Source organism: Ruegeria sp. D4 (assembly GCF_056534475.1).
Map to the genome: position 1 here is coordinate 76,787 of NZ_JBQFPJ010000013.1, position 15,411 is coordinate 92,197.

At 58.5% G+C, this 15,411-nt stretch carries 17 protein-coding genes and 1 riboswitch; of the genes, 6 read left to right on the forward strand and 11 right to left on the reverse strand.

Annotation, left to right across the window (positions count from 1 at the left end):
• Positions 1-223: 223 nt before the first annotated feature.
• The 5 genes from ACR0MI_RS16765 to ACR0MI_RS16785 all read right to left on the reverse strand — a co-directional run bounded on the left by ACR0MI_RS16765 (position 224) and on the right by ACR0MI_RS16785 (position 4,552).
• Positions 224-892, reverse strand: a complete 669-nt coding sequence (locus tag ACR0MI_RS16765) for a Crp/Fnr family transcriptional regulator (RefSeq protein ID WP_170806107.1) — start codon at positions 890-892, stop codon at positions 224-226.
• Positions 893-1,051: 159 nt separating this feature from the next.
• Entirely contained in the window at positions 1,052-1,657 is a 606-nt protein-coding gene (locus ACR0MI_RS16770; RefSeq protein ID WP_170616502.1) for an inner membrane-spanning protein YciB, read from the reverse strand.
• Between the two features lie 16 nt (positions 1,658-1,673).
• A complete protein-coding gene (locus ACR0MI_RS16775) occupies positions 1,674-2,576 on the reverse strand; it encodes a DMT family transporter (protein ID WP_170616500.1) in 903 nt (300 codons plus the stop codon).
• An 88-nt stretch (positions 2,577-2,664) separates the two neighbouring features.
• Positions 2,665-3,855 carry a signal recognition particle-docking protein FtsY gene (gene ftsY, locus ACR0MI_RS16780; protein WP_170817282.1) on the reverse strand — a complete coding sequence of 397 codons (1,191 nt, stop codon included), beginning with the start codon at positions 3,853-3,855 and terminating at the stop codon, positions 2,665-2,667.
• 58 nt (positions 3,856-3,913) lie between these two features.
• On the reverse strand, positions 3,914-4,552 hold the full coding sequence (locus tag ACR0MI_RS16785; protein WP_170616496.1) for a lysoplasmalogenase: 639 nt from the start codon (positions 4,550-4,552) through the stop codon (positions 3,914-3,916).
• 142 nt (positions 4,553-4,694) lie between these two features.
• On the opposite strand from ACR0MI_RS16785, the gene ACR0MI_RS16790 reads away from it, so the two are divergent.
• Positions 4,695-5,090 carry a hypothetical protein gene (locus ACR0MI_RS16790; protein ID WP_170616494.1) on the forward strand — a complete coding sequence of 132 codons (396 nt, stop codon included), beginning with the start codon at positions 4,695-4,697 and terminating at the stop codon, positions 5,088-5,090.
• Positions 5,091-5,098: 8 nt separating this feature from the next.
• Here ACR0MI_RS16790 and ACR0MI_RS16795 read toward each other — a convergent pair whose 3' ends face one another.
• Positions 5,099-5,740, reverse strand: coding sequence for a glutathione S-transferase family protein (locus ACR0MI_RS16795; protein ID WP_170616492.1), 642 nt, complete (start codon positions 5,738-5,740; stop codon positions 5,099-5,101).
• 3 nt (positions 5,741-5,743) lie between these two features.
• Positions 5,744-7,228 (reverse strand): exodeoxyribonuclease VII large subunit, encoded by a 1,485-nt coding sequence (xseA, locus tag ACR0MI_RS16800; RefSeq protein ID WP_170616490.1) that lies wholly within the window; start codon positions 7,226-7,228, stop codon positions 5,744-5,746.
• Between the two features lie 75 nt (positions 7,229-7,303).
• Here xseA and purD point away from each other — a divergent pair, with 75 nt between their 5' ends.
• Positions 7,304-8,566, forward strand: a complete 1,263-nt coding sequence (purD, locus tag ACR0MI_RS16805; protein WP_170817280.1) for a phosphoribosylamine--glycine ligase — start codon at positions 7,304-7,306, stop codon at positions 8,564-8,566.
• Between the two features lie 117 nt (positions 8,567-8,683).
• On the opposite strand, the gene ACR0MI_RS16810 is transcribed toward purD, so the two are convergent.
• Both ACR0MI_RS16810 and ACR0MI_RS16815 read right to left on the reverse strand, forming a co-directional pair.
• Positions 8,684-9,406: an FG-GAP repeat domain-containing protein gene (locus ACR0MI_RS16810; protein ID WP_170616486.1), complete on the reverse strand. Its 723-nt coding sequence runs from the start codon at positions 9,404-9,406 to the stop codon at positions 8,684-8,686.
• Positions 9,406-9,729, reverse strand: a complete 324-nt coding sequence (locus ACR0MI_RS16815; RefSeq protein WP_039534845.1) for a 2Fe-2S iron-sulfur cluster-binding protein — start codon at positions 9,727-9,729, stop codon at positions 9,406-9,408. The genes ACR0MI_RS16810 and ACR0MI_RS16815 overlap by 1 nt, the downstream gene beginning before the upstream one ends.
• A gap of 127 nt (positions 9,730-9,856) precedes the next feature.
• Between ACR0MI_RS16815 and ACR0MI_RS16820 the strand changes: the two genes are divergently transcribed.
• Together ACR0MI_RS16820 and ACR0MI_RS16825 are read left to right on the forward strand one after the other, a co-directional pair.
• Complete coding sequence (locus ACR0MI_RS16820; RefSeq protein ID WP_170616484.1) at positions 9,857-10,228, forward strand: OB-fold nucleic acid binding domain-containing protein; 372 nt, start codon at positions 9,857-9,859, stop codon at positions 10,226-10,228.
• A 234-nt stretch (positions 10,229-10,462) separates the two neighbouring features.
• Positions 10,463-10,954, forward strand: coding sequence for a hypothetical protein (locus tag ACR0MI_RS16825; protein WP_170616482.1), 492 nt, complete (start codon positions 10,463-10,465; stop codon positions 10,952-10,954).
• A 69-nt stretch (positions 10,955-11,023) separates the two neighbouring features.
• Here the strand turns inward: ACR0MI_RS16825 and ACR0MI_RS16830 are convergent, their stop codons facing one another.
• Positions 11,024-11,722 (reverse strand): glutathione S-transferase N-terminal domain-containing protein, encoded by a 699-nt coding sequence (locus tag ACR0MI_RS16830; RefSeq protein WP_170616480.1) that lies wholly within the window; start codon positions 11,720-11,722, stop codon positions 11,024-11,026.
• A gap of 118 nt (positions 11,723-11,840) precedes the next feature.
• Positions 11,841-11,918: riboswitch (SAM riboswitch) on the forward strand.
• A gap of 64 nt (positions 11,919-11,982) precedes the next feature.
• Here ACR0MI_RS16830 and metZ point away from each other — a divergent pair.
• Positions 11,983-13,173 carry an O-succinylhomoserine sulfhydrylase gene (metZ, locus tag ACR0MI_RS16835; RefSeq protein ID WP_170616478.1) on the forward strand — a complete coding sequence of 397 codons (1,191 nt, stop codon included), beginning with the start codon at positions 11,983-11,985 and terminating at the stop codon, positions 13,171-13,173.
• Positions 13,174-13,218: 45 nt separating this feature from the next.
• Here the strand turns inward: metZ and ACR0MI_RS16840 are convergent, their stop codons facing one another.
• A complete protein-coding gene (locus tag ACR0MI_RS16840) occupies positions 13,219-14,016 on the reverse strand; it encodes a HalD/BesD family halogenase (protein ID WP_480441941.1) in 798 nt (265 codons plus the stop codon).
• A 257-nt stretch (positions 14,017-14,273) separates the two neighbouring features.
• On the opposite strand from ACR0MI_RS16840, the gene folE2 reads away from it, so the two are divergent.
• Positions 14,274-15,377 carry a GTP cyclohydrolase FolE2 gene (gene folE2 / locus ACR0MI_RS16845; RefSeq protein WP_170616475.1) on the forward strand — a complete coding sequence of 368 codons (1,104 nt, stop codon included), beginning with the start codon at positions 14,274-14,276 and terminating at the stop codon, positions 15,375-15,377.
• Positions 15,378-15,411: the final 34 nt, after the last annotated feature.

A 15,411-nucleotide genomic window follows, 5' to 3' on the forward strand; every position in this document is an offset into this window, starting at 1 on the left:
CCCAAGGCGCAAAAAGGTTATCGGGCCGGAGTGTAAACTCCGGCCCTTTTTTGTGAGAAATTGCTGATGGAAAAGGTGAGCCATACGCCTGGGAAGGACGTATGGCTCTGGTACAGGGAGAGGTCAGTGGACAGATATCGGGGATGATTCTCTGACCTCCTACGGTAACAGTTATTAATTTAGTGTTAACGTCGCCGCTTGTATGTGAAACAGGTCACAGGCGTCAGATCAGGTCGGACTCGGCCAGTTCCTGCAATGCATCGAAGTCCTGGATCAGCAACCCCCCCCGCGACGCCTGAACAATATTGTCACGTTTCCAGGTGGATATGGTCTTGGACACCGCTTCGCGCGTGGCGCCCACGAATTCGGCAAGTTCGCTTTGCGACAGGGTTATCCTGTCTGCCGGATTGTCCTGAAGCTCCGAAAGGTGAAGCAGTTTGCGGGCCAGCCGGATCGGCATTGGCAGAAAGACCTGCTCGTTCAGCTGCGAGCCCATCCAGCGCATGCGCAGACCTGCCAGACGGATCATGTCCTCGGCCAGATCGGGGTGCTGTCGTATTTGACGCAGCACATCGTTGCGCAGCACGCGCAGGACACGCGAGGGTTCGGCAGCGGAAATGGTGGCTGTACGCGGGCCGTTATCAAACAGGGCGATTTCGCCGAAGATCTCACCCGGACGCATCAGCGTCAGTGTAAGCTTTCGGCCGCTCATCGCCAGAAAGGACACTTCGAGCGTTCCTTCCAGAATGGCATAGAGCGCGTTGCCCTCGTCACCCTGTTCGAAAAGGGTTTCCCCGTCGTTCAGTGAAATTTCGGTAGCCTGCGCGGTAAGCATGGCTTTCAGGCGGTCAGATGCTTCGGCAAGAAAGCCGCTGTTTGGGAAGGCCGTCATGAGTGTACGGGGCTCCGGATGGGGGTGGTGAGTGGTTACCCCATTCTTCACAGCTTTGGCGCTTAGCCAAGCTGTTTGTGGGTAATTGCCGGATTTCAGACAGAATACTTGGCGCCAATGCGGGCGTGTTCACGGTTTTGTGATGTCCGCAGTCGGAACCTATTGATGATCCGGGTCGTCCATATAGCTTTGCAGCAGGTTGAATTGCAGCATCAGAAAAACCATCAGGGCAATCGGAAACCCAAAGGTTTCGATTTTGACCCATAGATCGGTCGACAAGGTCCGCCAGACAACTTCGTTGGCGACTGCCAAAACGGCGAAGCAGCCACAGAGGCGACGTGTCAAAATCATCCAGCCCTGATGGCGCATGGGCAACATCTCGTCCAGCACATAGGCGAGATAGGATTTCCCCTGCAAAAGACCGATGCCCAGGATGACCGAGAAGAAGCCGTAGACCAGCGTGGTTTTCATCTTGAAAAACCGCTCATCATTGAACCAGGCCGTCAGACCGCCGAAAAAGATCACCATGAAGGCCGTGAAGATCTGCATCCGGCTGAGTTTTCCGGTCAGAAACCACAATATGCCCATGGCACCCAGCATCAGCGGTACAAAGATGATCGTCGCTATGATGAAGCCGGAATATTCGATGCCGCCGATCAGGAAACTGTCGTCACGCAGGCGCAGATAGATGAAGAAGAAGGCCAGAGGCGGGCCCAGTTCCAGCACCTGTTTCAGAAACGGGTTGATTTCTTTGTTACCTGTCATGATTCTGTCCTGCTGCTTACCCGCCCATTTCAACTATTACTGCACCCAATGCAATCAAGGCCATCAGGGCAATACGCCGGGGGCCGACGGTCTCTTTCAGCACCAGCCATCCGATCAGGGCCGCGAACACGGTCGAGGTTTCGCGAAGCACCGCGGCCTCGCCCACTTTGTCCAGCCGTGTGGCGAGCATGATGGCCCCGAAGGACAATGGGGCGATGATACCGCCCGCGAGCCCGCGCAGCATCAGTGGGCCAATCGCAGGGCGATGGATCATGGCCCGCCATCTGAGGAAGGCATAAATCGGCATTGCCGCCCCGTCGATCATGAAAAACCAGGCCAGGAATGTGAACGGATCGGCGGTCGCACGAATGCCATAGGCGTCATAGGTTGTATAAAGCGCTACGAACAGCCCGGTTACGACGGCCAGAAACAAGGCGATACCCAGCGTTTCGCGGTTCGTCTCGAGATAGCGCAGGTTGTATCCGGCCAATCCGAAGATACCGGCCAGTAACACCGCGACGCCGAACCACTGCGTGGTCGAAAATGTCTCGCCGAACAGCAGGTAGGCACCAATAACGGTGAACAGGGGGCCGGTGCCGCGCACCACCGGGTAGACCACGGTGTAGGAGCCTTTGGTGTAGGCCAGGGCCTGCAAGGTCTTGTAGGCTATGTGGATCAGCCAGACGACTGCGAAGATGGGCCACATATAAGGTTCGGGCCAGGGCACGACGAAAAAGGCAAAGGGCGCGGCCATCAGGCAGTAGCAGATGTCAATCGCGCCGCGTGACAGCCAGGGGTCGTGACGCCCTTTCTGCAACGCTCCGAAGACCGCGTGCAGGAAAGCCGCCATAAGCGCCAGTCCCAGCGCAAGTTGGTGGCCCGCTTCGGTGCCTTCGAGGGAAATCAGCCAGTCGCTCAACTATCGGCCTTTTGCTGGGTGGAAAGGGTGGGGGGCTGTCTGCCCCCCACACCCCCCGAGGATATTTTCAGCCAGATGAAGGGGCGGATCAGCCCTTGTCGAGGCCAGTGAGGGCGGCGGCGAATTCTTCCGGGTCGAATGGGGCCAGGTCGTCGATCTGTTCGCCGACACCAATGGCGTGGATGGGCAGACCGAACTTGTCAGCGAGCGCCACAAGAACACCACCCTTGGCAGTGCCGTCCAGCTTGGTCATCACAAGGCCGGAGACATCGGCCAGTTTGCGGAAGGTTTCAACCTGGCTCAGCGCGTTCTGGCCGGTGGTGGCGTCGAGGACCAGAAGGGTGTTGTGCGGGGCGGTTTCATCGACCTTGCGGATGACGCGGACGATCTTGGCCAGTTCCTCCATCAGGTCGGCACGGTTTTGCAGGCGGCCTGCTGTATCGATCATCAGAAGGTCCGCCCCTTCATTCTGCGCACGGGTCAGGGCGTCGAAAGCCAGCGAAGCCGGGTCGGAGCCTTCGGGCGCGGTCAGGACGGGGACGCCAGCGCGGTCGCCCCAGACCTGAAGCTGTTCGACCGCGGCGGCGCGGAAGGTGTCGCCCGCCGCGATGACCACTTTCTTACCCGCGGATTTGAACTGGCTTGCCAGCTTGCCGATAGTTGTGGTTTTGCCGGATCCGTTGACGCCAACAACCAGAACCACCTGTGGGCGTTTGGGGTAGATGGGCAACGGCTTTGCAACAGGTTCCATCACTCGGGTGACTTCCTGCGCCAGAAGTTGCTTGATTTCCTGGGTCGACAATTTGCGGCCAAAACGACCTTCGGCCATGTTGGCCGTTACGCGCAGGGCGGTATCCACGCCCATGTCCGAGGCGATCAGCAACTCTTCAAGCTGTTCGAGCATGTCATCGTCAAGCGTGCGCCGTACCACGACCTGAGTGTCGCCCCGATTGAACAGCCGTCCCAGAACGCCCTTGCGCTGCGCCGGGGTTGCTTCGGGCGGCGGCGGAGCTGGCGTAGGGTCCGCGGGAGAAGGCGTTTCGACCGGTTGCGGGGCGGGGGCCGGTTCAGGGGCGGGGACTGGTTCAGGGGCGGGGACTGGTTCGGGGGTCGGTTCGGGAACCTCGGGGACGGGCTGAGGCTCCGGTTCTGGCTCGGGGATGACCGGATCGGGGGCGGTCGTTTCTTCGCCGCCATCTTCGACAATCGCATCGAGCCCCTGTTCCAGCCGGGACGAGGATTTGAACAGCCGATCCTTGAGCTTTGAGAAAAACGCCATCTTTGGTCTCCGCAGGTGTTCCCTTCACCTAATGCGGATTTGCGGCAGTTGCAAAGGGTCAGAGAAACGCAAGCAGCAATGCAGCTTGTGCGCCCCAGTAAAGCGGCCAGACCAGATATGGGGTCAGGGCCATTGCGGGATGCCGGGGCGGAAGCAGGAACTTTTCTGTGGCCAGGATCAGGTCGGATGCGATGAAGGCCAGCGCTCCGGGAAGGGCCCAGCGTAATGCTCCGGTCTCGGGCAGGCTCAGAACCGTGATCCCCATGCCCAGAATGATCGGGATATAGCAAAGCACCGGGATTTTCAGATCACCAGCTCGTGGTGCCAGAAGTGTCGCCGCGACAATGCCCAGCAGAACCAGCGACCAGACCAATCCCGGCCGGTCCAGGATCAGCGCCGGATCGCTGCTGGCGTGGGTCAGAAACAGGGCAATATAAGCCAGATGCCCGGCGGCAAAAGCACCGACCCCGGCGATGAAAGTCGCCTCGGTCTCTTGCGACAGCAAAGCATCCCCGACGGCACACAACACCAGGGCCAGGATCAGCAGGGAAGGGGCGCCGGCAACCGCTGCGATCAGCGCCAGGATGGCAACCGATCCGGTCTTGAATGCCGTTCGCACTAGGCTGGCCGGTTTTGGAGACATCGGAAGGTAGGCGACTGCAAACAATGCGGCGATCCAGAACAGCGTTGTTGTCATCCCTTACTCTCCTGCCAGTGTCGGCTGTTGGATCTGATGCAGTGTCAGCCTGATGTGCCGGGCAACTCAACCGGTAACGTCAAGGAAACCGGTCGCAGAATGCTGGTTGGCGTCGGATTGCGGCATCTGACAATATGAAACCATGTTGAGGCATTTGGTGATTCTTCTGATTGCGTCCGCGCAGGCCGCAACCGCGCAGACTGCGCTATCGGCTGCTGAGTTCGACGAATACACACGCGGCAAGACCCTGTTTTATGGCTTCCAGGGGCAGGTATATGGGGTGGAACGCTATCTGCCCGGGCGCAGGGTCATCTGGTCTTTTCTGGATGGCGATTGCAAGGAAGGTGTCTGGTACGAGCAAAATCAACAGATATGTTTCGTCTATGAAGACCGACCGGATCCTCAATGCTGGTTGTTCACCAGATCGGGTGGAAGGCTGATTGCGCAGTTCGAAGGTGACCCGCTGGAGACTGAACTGTACGAGGCTGATGACCGTGGCGAAGAAATGGTGTGCTATGGCCCGGAAATCGGAGTTTGAGACTTTGATTAATGCGCACGCAGGCTTTCGTAGTTTATCATGACGTGATCGCGATAGGCCGGTCTGGCCGACAGGGTTTCATAGTATCGCCGTAGGTGCCTGAATGGTGCGCGCGGGATGCCGATGTCAAAATACCTATACAAAACGTGGCCCAACTGGATGTCGGCCAGCGTGAAACTGGTCCCTGCGATATAAGCGCAATGCGACAATTGTTGGTCGGCAATGGCCAGCTTGTCTTCCAGCACATGCAGGGCAGCGGTGATCGCAGTTTCATCCCGGTCGGAGGGTGCCGTTCTAACGACTCTCCAGAAGACCGGCACGGTAAAATTCATGGCGACGTTCAGCTTGGCCCATTCCGCCCATTTATCGACCGTTGCACGTCGCACCGGGTCGTCGGGCCAGAAACTGTCGTAAGCATAGCGTGCAGCGAGGTATCGAAGGATCGCGCCCGTTTCCCAAATTGGTGTGCCGTCGTTGTCCTGAACCACCGGAATTGTCCGGTTTGGGTTGAGGGCCGTGAAGGTATCGCTATCCAGCCCGCCAAATTCATGTCCGACGTCATGGCGGCGAAACGGCAGGCCCAGTTCGCCGACACACCACATCAGCGCCTGGACGTTGGATGATGTTTTGCGACCCCAGATTGTCAGCATGAGTCAGAAAAGCGATCCCTGATCCGGGGCGTCGGGTTTGGTTTTTTTGGCCGCTGGTTTGGCCGATCCGCCGGTTGTCAGACGACCATCAGAAAATTCGATCTCAAGAACAGGGTGCCCGGCTGCCTGCGACTTGGTGGTGACAACCGCACCTTCTGCGCGAACCACGGCGTACCCACGTTCCAGCGTCGCTTTGTAACTGAGCGTTTCGCGCAGCCGGTCGGTCGCGTCCAATTGTTGACGCAGCCTGTCCAGCCGGGATTTGTGCGCTGTATTCAGACGCTCTGACAGTCGGTTCAGGTTTTCGGCGCGGTTTTTTAACTCTTGCCTGATCGGGCGCAGAGACAGGCGGGACGTCAGGTTGCGCCATCGGTCGCGGCGGGTTTCGACAATCCCGCGCAGGGTTGACGGGCGCAAATGTGCGGATGTGTCCAGCAATTTGACGCGCCGGTTCTGAACACCGCGGATCAGGGCGTTGGGCAGGCGGTCCGAGACCTGATCCAGGCGTTGCCTTGGTGTGTCGAGCAGGCTGTCAGCCCTTGGCAGCGCGCGTGACAAATCCCTTAAGCGCTGCGAACGGCGTTGCACGGCATCCGTTGCCGCCCGCGACAAACGCGCGCCTTGTTCGCCGGTCCAGGCCAGCAATTCCAGCCGCACAGGTACCGCCAATTCGGCGGCGGCGGTGGGCGTAGGGGCCCGACGATCCGAGACGAAGTCGATCAGGGTCGTGTCCGTTTCATGCCCCACGGCTGAAATCAGTGGAATCGCGGATGCGGCGGCAGCCCGCGCGACGACTTCTTCGTTAAATCCCCAAAGGTCTTCGATCGAGCCGCCACCGCGCGCAACAATGATCAGATCAGGGCGTGGCAAAGCGCCGCCGGGCGTCAGCCGATTGAACCCTTCGATTGCCCGCGCGACCTCGGGCGCGCAGTTGGCGCCCTGAACTGCAACCGGCCAGATCAGTACCTTTCGCGGGAACCGGTCGCGCAGCCGGTGCAGGATGTCGCGGATCACCGCGCCGGAAGGAGAGGTCACAACGCCGATGATCTGGGGCAGGTAAGGCAGGTGAGTCTTGCGTTCGGGCGCAAACAGGCCTTCCGACTCAAGCTGTTTCTTGCGTTTTTCCAGCAACGCCATCAGCGCGCCTTGTCCGGCAACCGCAACTTCGTCGACGTTCAGATTGTATTTTGATTGCGCGCCAAAGGCGGTCAGCCGTCCGGTGACGACAACTTCAAGACCTTCTTCGGGCACAACGGAGAGGCCGGAAACCTGACCTTTCCAGGTTGTGCAAGCCAGGACGTTCCGGTCATCCTTTATGTCATAGTACAAATGCCCCGAACGTGCTTTGAAGACGCGACCGACCTCGCCGCGCACACGGATTCGGCCAAACGCACCTTCGAGGGTCCGTTTCACTTCGCCCGAGATGTCCGAAACGGTGTATTCAGGGGTATTCTGGCCGGGAATTGGGTCGTCTAGCAGGTCGGACATTTCAGCGCCTTGTTTCAAATGCTCACCCAGCTTAGAACGCCGCGCAGGCAAGGCCAAGCAGATCGGAGAGCATTCATGAACATCCTTATTCTCGGCAGCGGCGGGCGCGAGCACAGTCTGGCCTGGGCGGTGCTGCAGAACCCCAAATGCGACCGTCTGATCGTGGCACCCGGAAATGCCGGGATCGAGCAGATCGCCGATTGCGCGGCACTGGATATCGAAAACGGTGGCGCGGTTGTCAGCTTTGCCGAAGAAAACGCGATAGATTTCGTGATCGTTGGGCCTGAAGCCCCTTTGGCGGCAGGTGTTGCCGACCGGTTGCGGGAAGCGGGCGTCCTGGTTTTTGGACCGTCGGCCGGTGCCGCACAACTTGAGGCATCAAAGAGCTTTACCAAGGAAATCTGCGATGCCGCGGGTGCCCCGACAGCGGCTTATTCCCGGTTCACCGAGGCCGGACCGGCCAAGGACTACATCCGGACCCAGGGTGCGCCCATCGTCGTCAAGGCGGATGGTCTGGCTGCGGGCAAGGGCGTGATCGTGGCAATGGACGAGGACACTGCGCTGGCGGCCATTGACGACATGTTCGGTGGCGCTTTTGGCGGTGCCGGAGCCGAGGTCGTGATTGAAGAGTTCATGGAGGGCGAAGAGGCCTCGCTTTTCGTGCTTTGTGACGGTGAAGATATCCTGTCCATTGGCACTGCGCAGGACCACAAAAGGGTTGGAGAGGGCGATACTGGGCTGAACACCGGCGGCATGGGCGCATACTCTCCCGCACCGGTTTTGAACGCCGAAGTCGAAGCGCTTGCGATGGAAGAGATTGTGCGCCCGACCATGGCCGAGATGAAGCGTCGCGGGATGCCGTTTCAGGGCGTGCTTTATGCCGGGTTGATGATCCGGGATGGGCAGCCGAGGTTGGTCGAATACAATGTTCGTTTCGGCGATCCGGAATGCCAGGTTCTGATGATGCGACTTGGCGCGCAGGCGATGGACCTGATGCACGCAGCCGCCGAGGGGCGTTTGCGCGATACACAAGTGAATTGGGCAGATGATCATGCGATAACGGTTGTCCTGGCTGCAGAGGGATATCCGGGGACCTATGAAAAAGGCTCGGTGATCCGGGGGTTGGATGACCTGCCGGAAGACAGCAAGAACATGGTGTTCCATGCCGGAACCAAGTCTTTTGAAGGGCGGATTGCGGCGTCGGGCGGGCGGGTTCTGAATGTCACGACACGTGGCGGGTCGTTGCAGGACGCGCGTGACAGGGCTTATGCGATGATTGATGCGATAGACTGGCCGGAGGGTTTCTGTCGGCGGGATATCGGCTGGCGGGCACTGTAAGCTCTGGCAGAGGTCTCGTGGCGGGCTGCGCCCGTCACGGGTTCTTGATCAGGGGGCTTTGCCCCCTCGGCCTGCGGCCTCACCCCCAGGATATTTTTGGCCAGATGAAGGGGCGGATCAGCAGTTAAGGGCTTGGGAAATGCTGTCGCGGCCCCGGAACGGTCCCAGATCTGTTGATTGCCAGCCCTTGTCATACGTGACGCTGACAATACGAGACCAGTTGCCGTCGGCCAGTATCAGCGAGGGAGTGTCCCCGCAGAAGCGCAGGCCGCCAGAGATGAAATCTTCGCCGATGCGATGGTTCGTCAGATTGGGAATTGTTGCGATCTCGGTCAGTTGGTTGTTCTCGAAACGCCAGATCCGTAGCGTTTTCGCAAGATGAGGGCGATCGACATAGGCGATTTCGACATGGCCGTCGTTGTCCAGGTCCGCAGCGCCGACCGGTGCGAGCCAGCGGAAACGGGTGCCGATGTAGGGCGTGGCCGCGATCAGGCCGCCGCCGTTGTAGATTGCAAGCCGGGCACCCTTGTCGCGATGGCTTTCGACGACAAGGGCTTCGCGACGGCCGTCGTTGTCAACGTCGACCAGGCGCGGCCGGATGTCTTCGAAAACACGTTCTTCTGGCAGCCGTATAGTATACTGCGTCGATCCGGGTGCGTATTGCAGGACCAGCGCGCCGTATTCTATCTGATCACCCAGAACACCATGGGGGTATCGCGCCGTGGGTTCGGAGTATTCGGCCGAGCCCAGTGGTTCATACTGCCACGGTTGCTGCGATTGTGCCGTGACCGGACATACACCGAGTGCGATTGTGACGGCGACGACCGGTCTGGCTGGCATCAGATCTGTTTTTCCGGCATCTGCACGACCAGACCGTCCAGAGCATCCGTGACCTTGATCTGGCAGGTCAGTCGCGAGCGGGCCGGATCGGGTTCATAGGCAAAGTCCAGCATGTCTTCTTCCATGTCGTCCTTGGCCGGGATTTTCTCGACCCAGTCGGGGTGAATGTAGACATGGCAGGTCGAGCAGGCGCAGGCGCCGCCGCAATCGGCCTCGATGCCGGGAATGTTGTTGTCACGGGCCCCTTCCATGACGGTCAGTCCGTTGGCGACCTCGACAGTGTGTTCGGTACCGCCATGCTCGACATAGGTGATCTTTGCCATTGCGTGCGTCTTCCTTTTGCGATGTTCGAAACCTTCCTTAGTCAAGGCATTTAGCTCTTTCCAGCCTCATTTGCGACTCGGCGTGCCGCGACTGGACTTTCTTGTCATTTGTTCTATTTTTGTTCTCATGCTTGTTGTCCCTGTTCGCCCCACAGATCAAAACAGCGATTGGCCGCGTCCGCCCGCGTGCCTGCCCGCCTGCCAACTGAACGCCCCGCCCGAAGGTGCACGCGTGACGGTGGCGGGGCTGGTGATCCTGCGGCAGAGACCGGGGACGGCCAAGGGGGTGATATTCGTCACGCTTGAGGATGAGACCGGCATCGTCAACGTGGTTGTCTGGCGCAAGATCTACGAACAATTCCGCCGCGCGGTGATCTCGGGGCGGCTGTTACGGGTAACGGGCCGGATGCAGCGGGCGCATTCGGTGACCCATGTGATCGCGGAAGAGATCGAGGATATCTCGGGGATGCTGGATGTGCTGGTGCAGGGGGAGGGGTAGGTCTGCCTTACGGACAAAGTGGACGCTTGCCGGTTGCAAGACTTTCGGTTTGGCGCCCACGGATAAGTGTTTTTTGATCCATATGTGAGTATAAGGCGCTTTTCCGCCGCTTTGACGCCGGTTGGTCGACTCTCCGATGCCGGAAGGGTACTTGCAAGCATCTTTGCGCGTCGGCCTTTGTCAAAGCCTGGGCTTGACTGTGCACCACTCAACGTCTTCTCGAAGTCAGTCCGGATGCCCAACGTAACACAAAATGGATCGCTCAAAAAAAATGTCCGACCGGATGAGAGCCAGATCCACGATCGTTTTGTCGAACTTTCAGAGTTCACGCGATCAAAAGGATATGTACACACCGCCAGAATGATCGAGGAGGCACTGAATGCCTACTCCTTCGAACGCAGGCATCTTGGGATTGCAACAAAGTACCTCTCAGAATTGCAGAAGCTGAAGGGCGTTGAGTTGTCACGGTCGGAGGAAGAAACAGATCGGAAACAGCATTCGGTTCCAAACTTCCGCTCTGCGCGGTCGAAAAAACCGATTGGCGTGGATTTCAAAAAGACAGAGCGTTCAGTCGGCCCAGCTCAAACAACAGAGACAGGGCATGCGGCTTTTGTCCTGACCGCCCGGATGCGTACGGACGGCAGCAATGCTGCGCAAATGCGCAAGGGTCTCCGGAAAAACAAGCTGATGCCTTTGCCGGCGGAGCCTGAATTCCTGTTTCGCTAGCGGTCTTTGGTATGGCCAAGGTAAAATCAGCGATGATCATTGAGAACCCAAAACGACTTCCGAAAACAATCACCGCTTGAATAGCACCCCTTGCGATTGCTTGTCCCGGTGATCGCCGCGCAAATCGGCATGCAGCGCGCGACCGGCCTGCACGCCGGGGCGGGCACTGACGGCTTCCAGCCAGCGCGCAAAATGGGGCTTGTCCTCAAGCACTTGCTGTTGACCTTCCCACAGGCTGGCCCAGCCCCAGATTGACATGTCGGCGATGGAATAAAAATCGCCCGCGACGTACTCGTTTTCCGCCAGCCGTCGATCCAGCACGCCATACAAACGCCCAACCTCTGCCCGGTAGCGGTCCTTCGGATAGGGGTGGTCCTGCGGCGGGTCCATGTTCGGGGCGTATTTCAGGAAGTGGTGCGCCTGACCGGCCATGGGGCCGACGCCGCCCATTTGCCACATCAGCCATTCTTCGACGGCAATGCGATCACGCTCGGTTTCGCCATAGAACCGGCCCGTCTTGCGGGCCAGATACATCAGGATCGCGCCGCTTTCGAAGACCGAAACCGGGGCGCCGCCCGGGCCGTCGGGGTCGACAATTGCGGGCATGCGGTTGTTCGGCGAAATCTTCAGAAATTCGGGGTCGAACTGATCACCCTTGCCGATATTGATCAGATGGGTTGTGTAGGGCAGGCCCATCTCTTCCAGGGCAATGGAAACCTTCCAGCCATTCGGCGTTGGCCAGAAATACAGATCGATTGGGTTGGTCATGGCTCCTCCGTGTATCGGCGATCATGCGGCATTCTGCCGGTTCGGCAAGAGGCGGTTACGAAAGCGTGACAGAACCAAGCGCAGCCTTGACGAATAGCGGCCCGAGGCGTATGGCAGCACAGAGCTACGTGGCGATTTGTTACCGGATTGCGGGCCACGCTAAACAACACCGCTAAAAGGTCAGGATGAAAGACCCCTTTCGCTTGGCCGCGTCTGGGGTTTTTTGTTTGCCTCCCGCGTCGGGGGCGGAAAGGAAAAAGATGAGCGAGACCTGGAACAAACGCACTCAAGCCGTTCATGGCGGTATTCGCCGCAGCCAGTATAACGAGGTCAGCGAAGCGATCTTTCTGACGCAGGGTTTCGTCTATGACACTGCCGAGCAGGCCGAGGCGCGATTCATCGAATCCGGCCCGGATGAGTTCATCTATGCCCGCTATGGCAACCCAACTGTGGCGATGTTTGAACAGCGCATCGCCGCTTTGGAAGGCGGTGAAGATGCGTTTGCCACCGCATCCGGCATGGCGGCCGTGAACGGCGCGCTGACGTCGATGCTGCAGGCCGGTGACCATGTTGTTTCGGCCAAGGCGTTGTTTGGCTCCTGTCTGTATATTCTTGAAAACATCCTGACGCGGTATGGCGTTCAGGTGACGTTTGTGGACGGAACCGATCTGGCCGCGTGGGAGGCTGCGATCCGGCCGGACACCAAGGCTGTTTTCTTCGAATCCATGTCGAACCCCACGCTTGAGGTCATTGATATTGCCGCAGTGTCCCGGCTTGCTCATGCGGTCGGTGCAGTGGTTATCGTCGACAATGTGTTCTCGACCCCGGTCTTCTCGCGCGCGATCGAGCAGGGTGCCGACGTGGTTGTGTATTCAGCCACCAAACACATAGACGGGCAGGGGCGTGCTCTGGGTGGTGTGATCATCGGCACTAAGGAATTCATCCGTGGCACGGTCGAGCCGTATCTCAAGCATACAGGCGGCGCGCTGAGCCCGTTCAACGCCTGGATCATGCTGAAAGGGCTGGAAACGATGTCGTTGCGCGTAAACGCGCAGGCCGAGACGGCGCAGACAGTTGCGGAAGCGCTTGAAGGGCATCCTGCTCTGGTTCGCACGTTGTATCCGGGGCTGAAAACCCATGCGCAAAACGCGCTTGTTCAGGATCAATTGGGCGGCAAGGGCGGAACGGTTCTGTCGTTGGATATCAAAGGCGGAAAAGAAGCAGCCTTTGCATTCCTGAATGCCATGACCATTCCGGTAATCTCGAACAATCTGGGTGATGCGAAGTCGATCGCGACACACCCCGCCACAACCACGCACCAGCGCCTGAGTGAGAAGCAGCGGGATGAGTTGGGCATCACGCCGGGCCTGATCCGCCTTTCAATCGGGCTGGAAGACCCGACAGATCTTCTGGCGGACATTCAACAGGCACTTGCGGTATCGCAAAAGTAGACAGATGCACCCTGTGGCTTGCAGTCGCCGCAGGGTGCACGTGCCTCAGGCCCGTCCGTAGAAACCCATCCGCTCGGTATCCGAAAACGTGACACCGGGATTTTCGTAATAGGAGAACACGGCAATTATTCGTGGCTTGCTTCCTGCTACGGGCGTCACCCGATGGGCGGTATTCTTGCCCTTGAACACGTTCAGGGTTCCGGGGCTCAGGGAAATAACCCGACTGTTTTTATCATTGCCGCTCAGCAGTTTTGCAACGCCGTCATAGTTCGGGTCGGTTTCACTGCGCAGGTCTTTCCGGTACTCAAAAGCGCCACCCTGATCCGGTGCCTGTAACAGCATCGTTGTGGTGAACTCTGACCGGTCAAAATGCCAGTTCAGGGCCTGACCCTCGCGATAGGACATGACGTTCACCCGGGCCAGAGGGTCGTCCATCACGTGCAGTACCGACTTGTTCATCGTTGCGGCCAGAAAATGCGCGAATTCTGGCCATTCGTACAGCCTTAGCAGGGCGGTACCCTGAATCTGATCGGCGCAAAGCGTCCGGTTGGACGTATCGAATTCCTGCAGCGCGGGGTGATCTTCGGGCAATTCCTCAATCTTCTTGAAATAGATATTGTGGCGGCGCTGATGCAGGAAGGCGTCGGTATCAAAGCGTGGTATCATTTCTGACACTGTGAACTCGGCGACCTCCGGGCGCAGCAATCCTTCGAGATTGAACAACCCTTGCTGTGCAAGCTCCTGACTACAGGTCTCGACAAGGCTTTGCCACGCTTTGCTGCCGGGCTGGTCCAGCGGGAATCGCTCCAGATCGAGTATGTCGCGCATAACGGCCTCGTTCATCAGTGGTCTTGGAAGTTTTTACGGACAACCTGTGACTTCGCCACTCGCAATGCTATCCTGTTTGCGACAGGCCCCTGCGGTCGAGCAAGGGGCAAGTTGTCCAAAACGAGGCATCAAATCCTCGCCGCGTTTCGCTGAATATAGACGGTTTCACGCAGATTTATTCAATCCGGTCTGGTATCCGGTGCGTATTAGAGGGGACTGGAAATGAACAGAAACCTGCTATATTCCTGCGTCGACACAAGGAAACCCTGCGTATGAACGTATATCCCCGTGACCTGGACAATACTCCCGACCGTGACGAAGCCGAGGCGGCCTTTAACGTCTTGCGGCGATGGGCGTCATCCGCGACCGAAGCGGAAATCAGCCAGCTTGACCCGTCGATTGCACGTCTGATCCCGGGGCTTGTGCCGGTCAATTATCCGTCTCTTTCGCGGGAATACCCCGAGGATTTCAAGTTTTGTGAGGCGTACAAAGCCTCTCTGCCCGATCTGCAGAACGGTCCGTCCAGCCTGATCCGGGGTGCCAAACAGCGGATTCAGCATGTGGGAATCTCGAATTTCCGCCTGCCGATTCGCTTTCATCGCAAGAAGGGTCAGGACCTGACGCTAGAGACATCGGTGACAGGTTCGGTAAGCCTTGAGGCCGAGAAAAAGGGCATCAACATGTCCCGGATCATGCGGTCATTCTACAAATACGCCGAGAGCACGTTCAGCTTTGAGGTGATGGAAGCCGCGCTCAACGACTATATGACCGATTTGGACAGTCTGGATGCGCGCATCCAGATGCGGTTTTCATATCCGGTTATTGTGGAAAGCCTGCGTTCGGGCCTGTCCGGCTACCAGTATTATGACATCGCGCTGGAACTGGTTGATCGGGGCGGGGAACGCCTAAAGATCATGCATCTTGACTACGTCTATTCCTCGACCTGCCCATGTTCGCTGGAATTGAGCGAGCACGCCCGGTCCACGCGCGGACAACTGGCGACACCGCATTCGCAGCGGTCTGTCGCTCGCATTTCAGTTGTCGTCGATTGTGACGCGGATTGCCTGTGGTTCGAGGATCTGATCACCCTGTGCCGCCGCGCGGTTCCGACCGAGACGCAGGTCATGGTCAAGCGCGAAGATGAGCAGGCGTTTGCCGAACTGAACGCCGCCAACCCGATTTTTGTCGAGGACGCCGCTCGGTTGTTCTGTGCCGAACTGCTTGCGGACCATCACATCGGTGATTTCCGGGTAGTTGCCAGCCATCAGGAAAGCCTGCACAGCCACGACGCGGTGTCCATTCTGACAGAAGGGCCGACCTTTGCGGCGGCCAGTCTGGATCCCCGGCTGTTCACCACATTGTTCCACGTCGGTTGATCTGCCTGATTTAAGGGCAGTTTTCCGAAAATAG

Coding starts and splice junctions, on each gene's coding strand:
- ACR0MI_RS16765 (WP_170806107.1), bottom strand. CDS start 892: ATGACGGCCTTCCCAAACAGCGGCTTTCTTGCCGAAGCATCTGACCGC.
- ACR0MI_RS16770 (WP_170616502.1), bottom strand. CDS start 1,657: ATGACAGGTAACAAAGAAATCAACCCGTTTCTGAAACAGGTGCTGGAA.
- ftsY (WP_170817282.1), bottom strand. CDS start 3,855: ATGGCGTTTTTCTCAAAGCTCAAGGATCGGCTGTTCAAATCCTCGTCC.
- ACR0MI_RS16785 (WP_170616496.1), bottom strand. CDS start 4,552: ATGACAACAACGCTGTTCTGGATCGCCGCATTGTTTGCAGTCGCCTAC.
- ACR0MI_RS16790 (WP_170616494.1), top strand. CDS start 4,695: ATGTTGAGGCATTTGGTGATTCTTCTGATTGCGTCCGCGCAGGCCGCA.
- ACR0MI_RS16795 (WP_170616492.1), bottom strand. CDS start 5,740: ATGCTGACAATCTGGGGTCGCAAAACATCATCCAACGTCCAGGCGCTG.
- xseA (WP_170616490.1), bottom strand. CDS start 7,228: ATGTCCGACCTGCTAGACGACCCAATTCCCGGCCAGAATACCCCTGAA.
- purD (WP_170817280.1), top strand. CDS start 7,304: ATGAACATCCTTATTCTCGGCAGCGGCGGGCGCGAGCACAGTCTGGCC.
- ACR0MI_RS16810 (WP_170616486.1), bottom strand. CDS start 9,406: ATGCCAGCCAGACCGGTCGTCGCCGTCACAATCGCACTCGGTGTATGT.
- ACR0MI_RS16815 (WP_039534845.1), bottom strand. CDS start 9,729: ATGGCAAAGATCACCTATGTCGAGCATGGCGGTACCGAACACACTGTC.
- ACR0MI_RS16820 (WP_170616484.1), top strand. CDS start 9,857: ATGCTTGTTGTCCCTGTTCGCCCCACAGATCAAAACAGCGATTGGCCG.
- ACR0MI_RS16825 (WP_170616482.1), top strand. CDS start 10,463: ATGCCCAACGTAACACAAAATGGATCGCTCAAAAAAAATGTCCGACCG.
- ACR0MI_RS16830 (WP_170616480.1), bottom strand. CDS start 11,722: ATGACCAACCCAATCGATCTGTATTTCTGGCCAACGCCGAATGGCTGG.
- metZ (WP_170616478.1), top strand. CDS start 11,983: ATGAGCGAGACCTGGAACAAACGCACTCAAGCCGTTCATGGCGGTATT.
- ACR0MI_RS16840 (WP_480441941.1), bottom strand. CDS start 14,016: ATGAACGAGGCCGTTATGCGCGACATACTCGATCTGGAGCGATTCCCG.
- folE2 (WP_170616475.1), top strand. CDS start 14,274: ATGAACGTATATCCCCGTGACCTGGACAATACTCCCGACCGTGACGAA.